At 56.8% G+C, this 14878-nt stretch carries 11 protein-coding genes and 1 pseudogene; all 12 read left to right on the top strand.

The window, feature by feature from the left end:
• The first annotated feature begins 35 nt into the window (after positions 1 to 35).
• The 12 genes and pseudogenes from JFV30_RS03685 (at position 36) to JFV30_RS03635 (ending at position 14878) form a co-directional block, all read left to right on the top strand.
• Positions 36 to 224 (top strand): helix-turn-helix transcriptional regulator, encoded by a 189-nt coding sequence (locus JFV30_RS03685; protein ID WP_133836645.1) that lies wholly within the window; start codon positions 36 to 38, stop codon positions 222 to 224.
• 425 nt (positions 225 to 649) lie between these two features.
• Positions 650 to 1325 (top strand): annotated as a pseudogene (locus tag JFV30_RS03680) (inovirus Gp2 family protein).
• A gap of 262 nt (positions 1326 to 1587) precedes the next feature.
• Positions 1588 to 3060, top strand: a complete 1473-nt coding sequence (locus JFV30_RS03675; protein ID WP_201121460.1) for an EAL domain-containing protein — start codon at positions 1588 to 1590, stop codon at positions 3058 to 3060.
• 241 nt (positions 3061 to 3301) lie between these two features.
• Positions 3302 to 3967 carry a response regulator transcription factor gene (locus tag JFV30_RS03670; RefSeq protein ID WP_201121459.1) on the top strand — a complete coding sequence of 222 codons (666 nt, stop codon included), beginning with the start codon at positions 3302 to 3304 and terminating at the stop codon, positions 3965 to 3967.
• 150 nt (positions 3968 to 4117) lie between these two features.
• Positions 4118 to 4783 (top strand): response regulator transcription factor, encoded by a 666-nt coding sequence (locus JFV30_RS03665; RefSeq protein ID WP_201121458.1) that lies wholly within the window; start codon positions 4118 to 4120, stop codon positions 4781 to 4783.
• The gene (locus JFV30_RS03660) at positions 4780 to 7170 is read left to right on the top strand and encodes an ATP-binding protein (RefSeq protein WP_201121457.1); all 2391 of its coding nucleotides are present in this window, start codon (positions 4780 to 4782) and stop codon (positions 7168 to 7170) included. The genes JFV30_RS03665 and JFV30_RS03660 overlap by 4 nt, the downstream gene beginning before the upstream one ends.
• Entirely contained in the window at positions 7167 to 8867 is a 1701-nt protein-coding gene (locus JFV30_RS03655; RefSeq protein ID WP_242486999.1) for an ATP-binding protein, read from the top strand. Before JFV30_RS03660 ends, JFV30_RS03655 begins: the two co-directional genes overlap by 4 nt.
• Positions 8868 to 8872: 5 nt before the next feature.
• Entirely contained in the window at positions 8873 to 9472 is a 600-nt protein-coding gene (locus JFV30_RS32975; protein ID WP_342215018.1) for a response regulator, read from the top strand.
• 289 nt (positions 9473 to 9761) lie between these two features.
• Positions 9762 to 10310 carry a fimbrial protein gene (locus JFV30_RS03650; RefSeq protein WP_201121456.1) on the top strand — a complete coding sequence of 183 codons (549 nt, stop codon included), beginning with the start codon at positions 9762 to 9764 and terminating at the stop codon, positions 10308 to 10310.
• A 72-nt stretch (positions 10311 to 10382) separates the two neighbouring features.
• On the top strand, positions 10383 to 11129 hold the full coding sequence (locus JFV30_RS03645; RefSeq protein ID WP_201121455.1) for a fimbrial biogenesis chaperone: 747 nt from the start codon (positions 10383 to 10385) through the stop codon (positions 11127 to 11129).
• 120 nt (positions 11130 to 11249) lie between these two features.
• Complete coding sequence (locus JFV30_RS03640; RefSeq protein WP_342215017.1) at positions 11250 to 13760, top strand: fimbria/pilus outer membrane usher protein; 2511 nt, start codon at positions 11250 to 11252, stop codon at positions 13758 to 13760.
• Positions 13757 to 14878: a fimbrial protein gene (locus JFV30_RS03635; protein ID WP_201121454.1), complete on the top strand. Its 1122-nt coding sequence runs from the start codon at positions 13757 to 13759 to the stop codon at positions 14876 to 14878. Before JFV30_RS03640 ends, JFV30_RS03635 begins: the two co-directional genes overlap by 4 nt.

The following is a 14878-nucleotide window of genomic DNA, read 5'->3' as shown; positions in this document are numbered from 1 at the left end:
TGCCAATCCTCTGAACGAACAGAGGAGCCCCGTTCATGAGGATCATTCGCCTGAAAGACGTCATCGACTCAACCGGTCTGGGTCGCTCTACCATCTATAAGTACATCGCCGAAGGAGCCTTCCCCAAGCCGGTCTCACTGGGAGAGCGCAGTGTTGGTTGGGTGGAGGAGGAGGTACACGAGTGGATTTTGGCTCGGATCGAAGAGCGCGACACGGCCGAATAATTTGTTGCGTGAAGGGTGTTGACTAACCGGCATAAGCGCCATGGTCGGATCATCTCCGACCATGGCGCTTATGCCGGAGGGTGTGCGGGTCATTGCGGTCGCTTCAGTGAGTCATGGACTACGTCGAAGTTGAGTTGATCACTATTGCTGATAGCGTGATTCGCGACAGTGTGAGGAGGCCCATGCATGGGAGATGCTTTTTTTCCAGAGTGCAGGGATTATCAAAAAATCAACGTCTCATTGGGATTTCAGTGATGTGCCTTCGCACCTTTCGGAGGTCACTTTCTCGGTGCGGGTAATATGCTTTATAGACCTGTACAGAAGGGGCACACCCTGAAGGCGAATGCATCTGGGGCAGGAAGGAGGCAGGGTTAAAAACTACTCAGGGTGCAGAGGTTATGACCTCCACTCCAAGAGTAGTAATCATGCTTCGTCACCCCGATAACCGAAATCTTCACTTCCACTACGACGACACCTTCGAAGGGCTGCCAGTGATGGTGGAGAAAGGCCCATTCATCCGCGAGTACCTGGCTGATTTAAAGCGAACCATGGATTTGACCTTTGACCAATATCTCAAGGGTGCTCGCATTCAGGGTGGACCTACGGCTTCCCTGTGACATTGAACTGGACGATTACATAGATTCCAACGAGGTCATTAGTAGGTTCTTTGCCTCATTCAAATCAAAGGTGAAGCATAACCGCGAAATGGCTTCACGGCGGTACCAGCACGCTCATAGCTGCAAAGTTCGGTATGTGTGGGCACGAGAGCAAGGGTGGCGTGGAAGGCCGCACTACCATCTGCTGATTTTGCTAAACCGAGACGCCTTTTACACCGTAGGCAAAATCGCCTCAGACCGAACCAACATGTTCAGTCGCTTGAACGAGGCGTGGGCGAGCGCGCTGGGGATCCCAGCCGATCTAGTTGTAGGACTGGTAGAAATTCCAGATAACGCGACCTACCGAGTAGCCAGAGGAAAATCTGCGAGAGGATTTGGTGACGATGAGCTTGGTTCGCTTTTCAGAAGGGCTAGCTACCTCTGCAAATCGGCTACCAAGGTCTACGGAAGCAATCAGCATGGGTTCGGTTGCAGTAGAGGGTGAATCGCCCCTCATTCCGTAGACACCTCCATGCCTTAACTGAGGCGAATCAGGAGGCGCCATGAGCAACCTACGCTGCCCCGAAGATTCAAAAAAGCCAAGCGGTCAATTAAGTGCCCGGAAATGAAACTGTCTGTCGCTGATGTAGGCGAGTAGGTCAGCTGATGAGAAAGGAGATGCAGGGAGGAAAATCAAAGCCCGGTTCAACACTCTACGGATTACCGGTAGCTACCTATTTCTGACAGCGTGTTAGAACGACGCTTTTATGTGGGAAACCCAACACCCGCTTGGGTGGGGCATCAGTTGTCCTGAGCTGCGCGGGTGTACTTTTAGTCCCAGTCCTATTTGCTTCTTTTTTGCGCTGATAAGCTTTTTCCTGAAACAGTCTCAGGAAATTTTTATCATGATCTTGAATGCCGCCGTGCCCAGCGAGTTCAGCGCATTACGTGTCATCACGTTGGCGTCCGATGCTGTATGTGCACACCGGCTGGCTTCTGCCTTGAGTGGAATGGGGGTGACTCCAATCGTCAACCTCGAATCCTTGAGTGGCGTTGAGGCCTGGTTGGGCGAATATCCAGTCGACGTTATTGTCTGTGAGCTCCGTCCTGAGTGTGGCGACGGGCTGATGTTGCCGAGCCTCCTCAGGGGGATGCATGAGGTGGGCACACTGACCCAGTTCCCCAGTATCTTCTGGACCGGGGAGGCTGCCTTGGATGCACCCTCCAGTGTCGTTGAAGGGGGGCACTCGCTGTGCCACAAAACGCCGACCAGTCCGCTCTGGATCAAGTACATGGGTGGGGTTGCCGTCAGTGCTTTGGAGTCCCATGCCCGATTGGCACGGACGGCAGGCATTTCGGTGGAAATCCTGCGCGAAGGTGCCACCCTGGCCCTGGGCGACGCCTTGCGAGCGGCGGTACTGACGCGTGCGCAACCGGACGCCACGTTGCGAATGAATACGTTCGATTCGTTGGCCGAAGATGAGGTGATCAATGCGCTGACGACGGGGGAGGGCCTGCGCTTTGTGTTCCAGCCGCAATTTGAGTTGCGGAGCCGACGCGTTGTGGGGGCTGAGGCGCTGGTGCGTTGGAAGCACCCACGTTTTGGGGAAATACCGCCTTCTGTATTGATGCCATTGGTCAACAGGTTGGGCCTGGACTTGCTGCTTTTCAGCCTGGTGGAGATGTGGACGATCAAGGTCATGCTTGCGCTAAAACGCGAAAATATCGAGATTCCCATTGCGGTGAATGCGTCGGCAAAGACCATTTGTACGCCTAACTTTTCTGACCGGCTGGCGGCACGTATGCGTCAGGCTGACCTGCCGAGTCGACTGCTCAAAATTGAACTCACCGAGGATGTACCCGAGCCCGACGAACTCTACTTATCGGCCTCGTTGACGGCTATTCGAGCCAAGGGCTTCCAAGTGTCGATGGATGATTTTGGTACGGGTGCCGCTACGTTGAACCTGTTGGCGAACCTGTCGTTTGATGAGATGAAAATTGATGGGTCGTTCGTCCGTGGTGTGGAGCTGCATTCGTCGTCACGTAAAGTCATCGCCGGAATCGTCAACTGGGCACGCCTGCTCAGTTTGAATTTGGTGGCAGAAGGGATCGAGGATGAGTCGACTATTCCGCTGTTGTACCGATTGGGTTGCCGGGTAGGGCAGGGTTACGCGTTGGCACGCCCGATGGAAATTGATGCTTTCTTGAGTTTCGTTATTCAACGGGAAAATAATCTATAGCACTGACCGCTTTTAAGAGTTTTCTGATGTTTATTCTGGCGCGATCACATTAGCTTTTATGGCCTCTGGCTTTCTGGGTTATTTGCCGCTCTTTTCGTTCGCTTGTGTAGTTATGTGCGATTGGTCAATAGCACGGATGTCATTGATTTTATAGGTTCGTCTGAGATGACGAGAACTTACTAAAGATGAGGGCACTGTATATCTCATCCTTTTGCTCGTTATAAAGAGTGCCTTCTGATTTATGAAACGCTTGAAAATTGCTTTGCTGGATGATCATGCAATCGTACGACATGGGTTGGTCAATCGATTGCAGCAGGAACCTGATTTTGAAGTGGTCGGTGTCTATGCCCGCAGCCGTGACGCCATGGCTGGGCTTGCGGTGGCGCCGGCGGAGGTATTGTTGCTGGATTTTGTGCTCGGGCCGAGTGAGTTAGACGGCATCTTGTTGATTCGTGCATTGAGGGTAAAGCACCCGCAGTGCCGCCTCCTGATATTTTCCACCCACCACGACGCTGCGACTGTGATTCTCGCCTTGCGTGTCGGCGCGCGCGGCTTTCTGGGTAAGAGTGAAGACATCAATCAGTTGATCAGCGCTGTCCGGTTGGTGGCATCGGGCGAGGTCTACCTGAGTCCCGACATGGCTTATCGGGTAGCGGAAGCCACGGCCGTGAATAGTCACGGTGAAGAAAGTAACCGGGATGAAGCTTTGCGTTTTGTGAGCCTTTCAGCACGTGAGCAGGACGTGATCCGTTGTTACCTGGCGGGCATGACCATTACGGAAATCGCCGAAAAATTTAGTCGTAGCATCAAGACTATCAGCTCACAAAAAGCCGCGGCATTTCGCAAATTGGGTGTGGTATCGAACAATGAGTTATTCAGAATCAAGCACATTATTGAGGGTATTTGATTCAACTACGCACTGCTCGGAAAAAAGCACGAGTGGGATGTGATTTACCGATCACTGGATATACTCAACTACGGGCTGAACGTTGTATCGGTAGGCTATTCCTGTGTTCCGATCGCACTGTGTGCGGTCCGCAGAGTGGGGTCGATCACGATGAAACCTGTACGCATTGCGTTGTTGGATGATCACGCGGTTGTACGGCATGGACTCGCCAACACCCTGGCGTGTGAGGCGAACTTTGAAGTGGTTGGCGTTTACGCACGCAGCCGTGACCTTATCGCGGGTCTCGCCACGTCTCCTGCGGATTTACTCTTGCTGGACTTCTCCCTGAATCCCGACGAACTGGACGGGGTATCACTGATTCGGGCCTTGCGGGTCAAGTTTCCCCTCTGTCATATCCTCGTCTTGTCCACGCATCACGACCCGGCGACAGTTAGCCTGGCCATGCGGGTCGGCGCCCGTGGTTTTGTCGGCAAGGGTGAAGACATGGACCAACTGGTCAAGGCCATTCGCAAGGTCGCCGCGGGTGCGGCGTACCTAAGCACCGACATGACCTACCGCTTGGCGGAAACGGTCACCAGCGATACCCGCGAAGGCCAGGGCAATGCGCAGGATGCGTTATTCCAGGCGGAGCTGACCAGTCGAGAACAGGAAGTCATTCGCTGTTATCTCGCGGGTATGACCGTGAGTGAAATTGCCGAGAAATTCAATCGCAGTATCAAGACCATCAGCACCCAGAAAACCTCAGCGTTTCGCAAATTGGGCGTGACGTCGAACAACGAACTGTTCAAGCTTAATAGGATCATCGGCACGTCATGAAAGCCAGGTTGTGGAGTGTTGGGCTTCTCGTGTTGTTGATGCTGGGGTCGCCGCTTATCTGGGCTGGTTCTGTTGAGCTGAGCGAAGAGCAATTGCACTGGATAACCCTACACCCGGTACTTCGTGTTGGGGTGGTGGAGAGCCTGATTCCCTTCGAGTACATGAGCGACGGGGGACTGCGCGGTCGATCAATGCAGTACTTGCAGTTTGTGACGGCCGCTACGGGCCTTCAATTCACTTATGTACCTGGCAAGACCCTGGCCGCGCGTGAAGAGATGCTACTGGAAGGCCAGGTGGATCTGCTGTCCTCTTACCTGCACTTCAGGTCCGAGCCCGCGACTCAGGGGCTGGTCGCGTTGGTCTACCACACCACCTCGCCCATTATTGTCACGCGTGTCGACAGTCCCGGGATTTTTGACCTGGAACAGCTGCAGGGCAAAACCGTGATGATTCCCGATGTGGAGCACTACGAGGAGATATTCCGGGGAAAGGCGACCAAGGCCCATCTCATCAGAAGCACATCGGCCATGGAGATGTTGACCATGGTCAAGGAGGGCAGGGCCGATGCGGTGGTCGCCTCAGAAACCTTTCTGATGCCCTATCTGTATCGACAGTTCCAGGGCGTTCTGGAAACGTCGGGTGTGGTTGGGCACCAGGTGCTGGAGGTGAGCATGGCGGTCCGCGCAGACCAGGTCATGCTGCGTTCCATACTTGAAAAAGTTCTCGGGTCCATTACGGCGGATCAACGCAATGCCATCTATGAGAACTGGTATCACGACCTGGATGTAGACGCTCCGTCCCTGTTGAGTATCGCCAACCACTACATGCATGTCCTCACGATTGGTGCACTGGCGTTGGCCGGCCTGTGCGCGCTGGTCTACCGCAGTCATCGGTTGCGGCGCCGCGCGCTACGCAATGAGCAGGAAAAATCGAGATTCCTGGCGGTCATGAACCATGAAATACGCTCCCCCATGAATGCCGTGCTGGCGGCGTTGGAGCTGCTGGGGCACACCCAGCTCAACCTGCAACAACGTCATTTTGCTCATTTGGCGAACAGTGGCGCCAACACGTTGGTGCGTTTACTGGATGACATTTTGGAGACGTCGAGGTCGACGGTGAAGCCCATACAGCTGACAGTTGAATCGACCGATGTGACGGCGTTGGTGCAAGGCGTCGTCGGCCTACACCGCTTGCGCGCCAGAGAAAAACATCTGGTGCTGAATTCCCACATCCAAGCGCAGTTACCCTTGGTGCTGCTCGACAGCACCCGCCTGACGCAGATTTTTCATAATCTGCTTTCCAATGCCATCAAGTTCACCGATGCAGGCGGTATCGATATCGACGTGCGGGTGGTGGGGCTTACCGACCACGCCGGGCAATTGCAGATTGAGGTGCGTGACACCGGGATCGGGATTTCAGCCGCAGTGCAGGCGTCGCTGTTCCGGGCGTATGCACAAGACAGCCAGTCATACAAACGTTCAGGGGGAACCGGATTAGGATTGGTGATTTGCCAGCAATTGGTCAACTTGATGAGCGGCACGTTGACACTCAGGAGCGAGCTGGGTGCAGGCACCACAATCACTATCTGCTTGCCCGTAGCGGCCGCACCGTCACCTGTTGAACTGCCACAAGTAGAAGCCACGTCAGCGCTGCCGGCCTCCAGCGGATTGCAGATCCTGGTGGTGGAGGACACCCTGGCAAATCAAGAGGTGTTGCGTGCACAAATCAGCAGCTACGGTGGTCGGCCCGTGGTGGCCGCCGATGCTGCCCAAGCCCGCGCCCTGTTTGCGCAAGCCGCGTACGACTTGATCCTGGTGGACTGCGATCTACCGGACGAGGATGGTTATGGCCTAGCCCGTAGGTTGCGCGCATTCGAGCAGCAACTGGGCCGCACGCGTTGCCCGATCATCGCTATCTCTGCCTTGACCGGTGGGCAGCACCTTCAGCGTTGTCTGGAAGCCGGGATGGACGCCGCATTGAGCAAGCCCATTGGCCTGGGCCAATTGCGCGAGGTCATTGAGCGTTGGTGCGACGTCACACTGGCAGATCCCGCGGTGAGTTTGATGGCTCCCGTGCTCGACCAGGCCGGGATCAACCGGGAAGTGGCCGCTGACCTGGGGAACCTGATCAAGGCGATAGCCCTGTGTGATCGCCCGTCCGCCCTGCACGTGGCTCATCGCTTGCACGGTGCAGCGCTGATCATGGAGTGGCCAGCAATGGGCCGGGCGACGGAGCATGTGGAGAACCTGCTGCGCACGCAGGCGGAGTGGGATAACCCGTTTTACACGCAAGCCCTGCGAGCATTGCTCCAGCAATGGAATGATTTGGACGGCGATACGCAGCTCGATGCGCTGCCGGCAATCCGGGCACATCGGATGCAACTATGATGTGGCGTCTTTTACTGGTACTGGTCCTGGTGGGCTGCGCTGGCCTGGTGGGTGCACAGGCGAACCCGCCGCCACTGACTTTGACGCAACAGGAACTCGACTGGGTTGCGGCTAACCCGGTCTTGCGCGTAGGTGTGTTCGAAAATCTGTTGCCCTTCGAGTACATCAGCGGTGGCGAGCTGCGAGGGCTGTCGGCCAAGTACCTGGGATTGATCACACGCCGTACGGGGTTGCATTTCACGTCTGTGCCGACCACTACACGCAGTGCCCGCAAAGACATGCTGATCAGCGGTGAGGTCGATATCTTGCCTACTCGGCGTCGCTCCGATGACCCCGCTGAGGATCGCGGGATCCTCTATACCCAGCCTTACAACACCAGTTCGACCATCCTTGTCAGTCGTTTTGACGGTGAACCTTTTGCCGATCTTGAGCAACTCGCCGGCAAGCGGCTGGTGATGTTGGGACGTGAAGGCTATTCGGCATTTTTGAAGGAAAAGGTGCCTGGTATCACGATCATTTCGGCCCAGAACGCAGTAGACATGATGGCAATGGTCAAGGACGGCAAGGCAGATGCAGCCATTGCTTCAGAATGGTTACTGATTCCGTACCTGTCTCGCCAGTACCACGGCGTGTTGCAGGTTTCCGGAGTGGTGCCCCAGCAGCATACCGGGGTGAGCATGGCGGTACGCGATGACGATGTGATCCTGTTGTCGATTCTGGACAAGGCGCTGGCCTCCATCACCGGGGATGAGCGCAAGGCGATCTACGATGCCTGGTTCGCAGACATGAACTTGGATATACCGACCATCGAGGCCATCACCGATCATTACGAAAGTGAGTTGTGGTTGCTGCTGGGCGTTGTGCTGATACTCGTCACACTCGTTTGGCAAAGTCGCGTGCAGCGTCGACGCGCCACCCATAACGAGCGAGAGAAGGCGATGTTCCTGGCGGTGATGAGCCATGAAATTCGCTCGCCCATGAACGCGGTACTGGCCGCTGTCGAATTGTTGGAGCATACCGCGCTCGATGAACATCAACGCCACTTCGCGTATCTCGCTAACAATGGCGCTAACGCCTTGTTGCGGTTAGTGGACGATGTGCTGGATATCTCCAAGATGGAGGCCGGGCAATTAAAGCTCAACGTGGAAGCCGTGGACCTCGGTGTACTGGCCCGGCGCGTGGTGGACAGCCAGCGTCCGTATGCCGAGGAAAAAGGTCTTGAACTGACAGTGACGAGTGAGCGACCTGTCGCCCCTTTGTTACTCGATGAGCTGCGCGTGGCCCAGATTTTGCGCAACCTGATCTTCAATGCCATCAAGTTCACCGACGTCGGTCGGGTAGAGGTTCAGCTTCAAGTGCTTGAGGGGGATCGGCAACTGATGATTCGGGTAGTTGACAGCAGCATCGGCTTGTCTGAACAGGCGCAAGGTTCATTGTTTCGGCCCTATGTCCGGGACAAGGACGCTTACAAGCGCAAGGGCGGCACTGGGCTCGGGTTGGTGGTCTGTCGGCGGTTGGTGAAGTTGATGCAGGGCGAGCTCACGCTCAGTAGCACGCTGGGCAAAGGGACCCAAGTCGGGGTGATGTTGCCCATCGAATGGGCTGAACCGCTCGATTCGCCGGCGCTAGCGATAGCGCCCGAATCTGTGGGGTTGCGGGTTTTGGTAGTGGGGGCACGAAAGTCGATCAACACGTAGTGGAGGTGCAACTGCATGACTTGGGTTGTGAGCCGTTGTCAGCGGCTGATATTACCCAAGGCTTGAGCCTCTTCAGCGCACACGAAGTTGATCTGGTGTTGATGGACTGTGATCTGCCAGAGGCCGATGGATATAACCTGGCCGGCGAGTTTCGTGAACTTGAGCGCCAACAGCAGCGGACGTATTGCCCGATCATCGGGGTCTCGCAGTTTGCTGGCAATGAACATCTCGCACGTTGCTTTGATGCCGGTATGGATGGTGCACTGAGCAAGCCTATTCACCAGGCGCCATTGCAACAAACCATTGAGCTGTGGTGCGAAGTCATCTTGGCGCAGCCCGATCAGTCACCCAATGCCCCAGGGCCTGAGACGTTGCGCAAGCACCTGAGTAGTTTGCTTGAGGCGGTGGCCCTGCGTGATCGCAGCCTGGCGCTGCAGGCCGTGCGGCGCCTGCATGCGGTTGCGTTAGCGGTGGGTTGGGCGGATCTCGCGGCCACAGCCAAAATGCTCGAGCCTGAGCTACAGGCTGAAGGGCGCTGGCCCACTGTGGTTATTGCGGGCCATCTCAGTTGTTTGGTTGAACAGTGGGTGGGACTAAGTTCTTGAGTTTTGCTGCAAATTGCTCTCTGGTGGCACAAGTTTTTTAGGAGTGCTCCTATTGACGAAGTGTCGGCGTGATCAATAAAAACAATAACCGATACTTGTGGTTTTTTAGGCGTGGGGCGCGAATAGTTAATTGTTGGAAATCTACGCTGGCTAGTTGTTTTTTTCGGAGCAGTCCTATTTGGATGGCTCAGTCGGCGCCTTAAACTTAACCCCGCAACAGCACAGGGAGTTATCCTGCAAAAGGAAACTCCAATACTTACTTAGACCCTTGCTCTTTCGGAGTTACCTCATGGATTACAAAGCCCGCGCCCTCGCTGTACTGGTCGCAGCCACCGCCACCTCCGCCGCCATGGCGTCGGACGGCACCATCAATTTCAACGGCGAACTGAAAGCTGAAACCTGCCAGGTTGCGGTCAATGGTGCTGCCGGCTCCGCGGGCAGCACTGTTACGTTGCCGACGATCTCCACCGCTTCGCTTGCCTCGCTCGGCCAAGTGGCAGGCCAGACCGGTTTCAGCATTCAACTGAGCAAGTGCTCTGCTGCACTGAAAACCGCTTCTGCGTTCTTTGAAGCCGGCGCTTCAGTTGACCCGGCCAGCGGCAATTTGAAGAACTTGAGCGGCACTGCCACCAAGGCTCAACTGCAACTAGTTGACGCCTCTAATGGCAAACCGATCAAGGCCGGCGATACCGGGCAAGTTGCTTCTACCAGCCGTATCAGCATCAATTCGACCACCCTAAGTGCAGACCTGCCGTACTCCGTTCAGTACTACGCACAGGCAGCAACTACGCCAGGTACTGTTATCAGTAACGTTACGTACTCTATCAACTATCAGTAAGCCGCGCGCAATGAGCACACGCCCTGATTGGTATGTGAAGGGCGTGTTTTCTGGCAGCGATGGGACAACGTCATGTATTACAAACTTCCATTCAAACAGTTACTGCTGGCAAGCCTCATGGTGCTGGCAAGTTTTCAGGCCAATGCAGGTGTGGTGATCACCGGCACTCGGGTGATCTACCCGGCAGGCCAGAAGGAAGTCACCGTAAAACTCAACAACAACGGCACGCAACCTGCGCTGATGCAGGCGTGGATCGACACCGGCAGTGTGACCTCCACCCCCACCAGTTCCAAGGCGCCGTTTCTGCTTTCGCCACCGGTGGCGCGTATCGACCCGGCCAAAGGCCAAAGCCTGCGGGTAATGTTCACGGGCGCTGCACTTGCCCCAGGCAAAGAATCAATATTCTGGCTCAACGTGTTGGAGATTCCGCCAAAGCCCGAAGCCGGCGCAGACCTCAACACCCTGCAAATGGCATTCCGCTCGCGTATCAAGCTGTTCTACCGCCCCACCGGGTTGCCTGGAACCGCCACTGAAGCGATTGAACAGGTGCAATGGCAAGTGGTGTCGACCCCTGATGGCGTGGGCCTGGCGTTGCAAGCGTTCAACCCGTCGGCGTTCTACGTGTCGATGGTCGAATTGGACCTGGTGCAAGGTGCTACGCGCGCTCGCAGTGAGGATGGGATGGTTGCCCCGGGCGAAACCCGGCAGTTCCCGCTGCCAACCCTCAAGACTCGACCTGCCGCCGATGCCCAAGTGGAGTTCAGTGCCATCAATGATTACGGCGCGCTGATCCCGACTCGGAAAGCACTCAAGCCCTGATCAATCCCTGACGTTTTTACCCGCGAGTCAATTATGCCAACCTCTTCCAGCTCCAGGCTTGCCCTGAGGGCGCAGCCTCGCTTTGCCTTGAATCCGCTTACGACCTTGATACTCAGGGTATTGGCCGTTACTCCTGGTGCATTGGGGGTGCAAGGCGCGTTGGCGCAAGAGGTGCAATTCAACGACGCGTTTTTGCCTGAGGATTCACGCAATCTTGACCTCGGTAAATACCAGGCCGGTAACCCGGTGACGCCAGGACAGTACCGCGCCGACGTTTTGCTCAATGGCCAGTTGAACAGCCGCCAGGACATCCGCATTGAGGCCCAGCCCGACGGCAGCAAGCCGGTGGTGTGCATGGATCATGGGTTGCTTGAGCGCCAGGGCGTGGAAATGTCCAAGTTGCCACCCGAGGCCAGTCAGGCGCTCGGTAGTCAGGGCTGCGTGGCATTGGGCAGTTTGATCCAAGGCGCCAGCGCGAACTTTTCGCCCGAGAACCAGGCGCTCGACCTCAGCATTCCCCAAGCGGCCTTGAAGCGTAATTCCCGGGGCTATGTCAGCCCTGAACTGTGGGACCGCGGGGTTACGGCAGGCATGCTCAGTTACAACTTTAACGCTAATCGGAACCGCACCCGCTCCGGTAACTATGACTCGGCTTTCATGGGCCTCAACGCCGGCCTCAATCTGGGTGACTGGCGCCTGCGCCACAACGCGTCGATGAGCTGGCAGTCGCGCCAGGGCAACAAATACCAAGCCCTGGACACTTACGTACAGCGCGATATCACTGCGCTGAAAAGCCAGTTCACGGCGGGGGAGTCCAACACCAGCGGCGAGATCTTCGACACATTGTCCTTTCGCGGCGTGCAGTTGGCCAGCGACGACCGCATGCTGCCCGACTCCATGCGCGGTTATGCCCCGGTTATCCGTGGCATTGCGCGCACCAACGCGCGGGTCACCATCCGCCAGGCCGGCAACGTATTGCTGGAAACCACTGTAGCGCCCGGTGCCTTTGTGATCGACGACCTGTACTCCACCGGCTACGGCGGCGACCTCAATGTGAGCGTTGCCGAGGCAGACGGCACGGAACAGAACTTTATCGTGCCCTATGCCTCGGTCAGCCAGTTGCTGCGCCCAGGAACCGCGCGTTTCAGCCTTACCGCCGGTGAAACCCGCAACAACTATGTCGACCAACAGGTACGCCTGCTGCAAGGTACTTTGCAATACGGCCTGAACAACACGTTCACCGGGTTTGGTGGTATGCAATCGAGCGACCACTACACGGCGTTACTCACGGGCGTGGCGTTCGGTACGCCCATCGGTGCCATGGCGGTCGACGTGACTCATGCTCAGACCGAGCTGGCTGGCGGTACCGCCAAAGGGCAGAGCATGCGCGTGTCCTACAGCAAGAACGTACTCAGCACCGGCAGTAACTTTTCGGTGGCGGCTTATCGGTTTTCTACCGGTGACTACCTGGATTTCAGTAATGCAGTGCAACTGCTGGATGCCGAGAAAAATGGCTGGGATACCCGCTTATTTGGGCGCCCGCGTAGCCGCCTGTCCATCACCGCCGACCAGACGCTCGGGCCTTGGGGCCAAGTGACTATCAGCGGCTATGCCCAGAACTACTGGAACCAGCCGGGCAGCGACGTGCAATACCAGTTCAGCTATAGCAAGCAATTCAACCGCGTGAGTTTCAGTGTGAATGCCAACCGCAGCCGTGTGGGCATGGGCGACATGGAGAACAGTTTTCTGCTGACCATGAGCATGCCCCTGGAATTCGGCGGCTCAGGTTATGGCCCGCAGATGACCGCCCAGGTTGGCCGTGACACCCGCGGCAACTACAGCGAGCAGGCCGGTATCAGTGGTACTGCCGGCGAAGACCGCCAGTATGGCTACGGCGCTACCTTCGGGCACGATGGCGGCAGTAGCAGCAAGAGCGCTGCGTTCAACGGGCAGTACACCGGCGCCCGGGCCATGCTCAATGCCGCATTGGGCTATGGCGATGGGTATACCAGCACGTCCCTGGGCGCCAGCGGCACGGTGGTGGCTCACTCCGAAGGTGTGACGTTGTCGCCTTATCGCGGCGAAACCATGGCCGTGATCAGTGCGCCCGGTGCGCAGGGCGCCAAAGTTTCCGGTTACCCAGGCCTAAGGCTCGACGGGAGTGGCAATGCCGTGGTGCCGTACTTGCGCCCATATGAGTTGAATGAAGTGGCCATTGACCCGGCCGGCAGCTCCCTGGACGTCGAATTCAGCGAAACCAGCCAGCAAGTCGCACCACGTGCCGGTGCCGTGGTGCACCTTAAATACACCACCAACCAAGGCCGTGCGGTGCTGCTCAATGTGCGCTTGGACGATGGCAGCAGCTTGCCGTTCGGCGCCGGCGTAACGGATGGCGAAGGCGCCACGGTGGGCATGGTCGGGCAGGGTGGCCAGCTCTATGCGCGGATCAAGCCGGACACCCGTCAATTGCTGATCAACTGGGGCAGCAAAGCCCATCAGCAGTGCGCGTTGGCCATTCCGCCGGGCCCAGGTGAGGGGCAGCAGTTGCAACAGCTGGACGCCGTGTGTGCGGCAGGCAAACAAGTCGCGAACAGCGTGCGGCCCAACACTACGCAAAAGGTACCGTTATGAGCATCAGGGCTTTGATCAAATCGGGATTGGCCGTCATGGCGCTGTGGGCCGCTGCCAACACGGCCATGGCAGTCACCTGTACCTACATGAACGGTATTCAGCCGGCGGTGGGCGACATGCCGTTGCAGATATCCTCCATCAGCGTTGGGCGCGATGTGCCGGTGGGCACTGAGGTGTATCGACAGAAGTTCAGCATGGCGGCGGGCCAGGCAGTGAAGCTAGAGTGCCTGTATGCCCCGTTTCAACAATGGATGGAGATGACTCTTGAGAACAATTCACTGGCCAGTTGGTCCAGCGGAACCTACGCCAACAAAGTCTACAGAACCAGGATTCCGGGGCTCGGGGTCGCCTTTAACAGCACGGGCGGCCCGCTACCAAGGCAAAGTAGCCCATCATGGACCACGTGTTCGGCGGGCTGGAGGTGCCTGGTTCCTTTTGATGGTCCATCCAATTATGAATTGATCCTCATCAAGATAGGCGATATTTCACCGGGAGTGTTAATGGGCAGCACGTTGCCGACCGTGAGCCTGTTTGGCAATTTTGGCGATGTCAGAATGTTGGGGTTCAAGATGGGCATCTCCGGCAGTATCCAGATTGTCTCGCGCACCTGCAGTACGCCGGATGTGACAGTCCCTATGGGCACGCATCAGACCAAGACATTTACCGGAATAAACACGGCCAGCGGCTGGGTTGATTTTGCCATTCAATTGAATGATTGCCCGGCGTTTACAGGAACCTTTAGCACCACAGGACCAGGCTGGAGCTCCCAGAGCGGTAATTCACCCTCCGGTACGGGCACCAGTGGCACCCTGGTCAACAACACCCTGCAATACCGCGTTGACCCGGCAAGGACGGCGATCAACGCCGGTACTGGTGTGCTAAGCCTGGACCCTACGACTGCCGGCAGTTCACCCGCCGCCACCGGCGTAGGTGTGCAGGTCGGGACGCCTAACGGCAGCGGCTTGCCTTTGTCTACCAATCAAAACAGTGGCCTGACCCTGCGAACGACTGAGGGCAGCTATTCAATCCGGCTGCGTGCCCGCTATTTGCAAACACAGGCCAAGGTCACGCCGGGGCCGGCCAATGCGTCGGCGACGTTTACGATTATTTATCAGTGA

Source organism: Pseudomonas sp. TH32 (assembly GCF_016650855.1).
Lineage (GTDB): Bacteria > Pseudomonadota > Gammaproteobacteria > Pseudomonadales > Pseudomonadaceae > Aquipseudomonas.
The sequence above is the reverse complement of the archived record's forward strand: the minus strand, read 5'-3'. Positions and strand labels throughout refer to the sequence as shown.